At 59.6% G+C, this 822-nt stretch carries 2 protein-coding genes; both read left to right on the top strand.

Features of this window, described 5'->3' with window-relative positions; translation table 11 throughout:
- Positions 1-255, top strand: a 255-nt coding sequence (locus ACZ2IA_RS22765; RefSeq protein WP_470294868.1) for a phosphatase PAP2 family protein, incomplete at its 5' end; no start/stop codon positions are given.
- Between the two features lie 142 nt (positions 256-397).
- Positions 398-822, top strand: a 425-nt coding sequence (locus ACZ2IA_RS22760; protein WP_470294867.1) for a DedA family protein, incomplete at its 3' end; no start/stop codon positions are given.

Below are 822 nucleotides of genomic sequence, written 5' to 3'. Positions count from 1 at the left end.
ATGTGGGCCTCACTGCGCAAGACCGGTGCTCTGGTTTTGCTGCTTGGCCTAGTGGTTGGATGGGCTCGCGTCTACCTTGGCGTGCATTTCCCTCTGGACATTGTCGGGGCACTGTTGGTGGCGTCCATCAGCAGTTGGGTGGTAGCGCTACTGCTGAGCAATGGACCGCTCGGTTCGCGTTTACTGGATTGTCTGGAAAGTCTGTACCGGCGCCTGTTCGCATTGCCGATCGCCAAGGGATGGATTCAGGCTTAAACACCCATGCGGGCTCCCATGGTCTCGTGCTCACTGTGGGGGCTTGGTTTTGTGAACCAGTGAATGGGCCTGTACCCGGCCTACCACTTCGCGGCCTTTTGTACTGGGGAACAAGCGGTAGCCCTGCCAGTGAGGATGACTTATGACTCTGACGCAACTCGTCGCCGATTACGGCTACTTGGCGGTATTTGTTGGTGCTGTCCTCGAGGGCGAAACCATCCTGGTACTGGCTGGCTTTGCCGCGCACCAGGGGTATTTATCCTTTCCTTTGGTGGCCGCGATCGCCTTGTGTGGCGGTACGCTGGGTGATCAGGTCTTCTTCTTCCTCGGCCGGCGCTATGGCGGGGCCTTGTTGAGACGCTTCCCGCAGTGGAATCCCGGCGCGCAGCGGGTCAATCGCTTGCTGCTGCGCTATCACGCGGGAGTGATCGTCGGCGTGCGCTTCATGTATGGACTGCGCATCGTCGGTCCCATCGCGATTGGCATGAGTGAGGTGCCAGCCTGGCGTTTCATTCTGTTCAACTTGATCGGTGCGGCGATCTGGGCACCGCTGATCGCAGGAGCCGG

It is taken from the genome of Crenobacter sp. CS_VA4, assembly GCF_055597485.1.
This window is presented reverse-complemented; position numbering and strand designations above follow the sequence as displayed.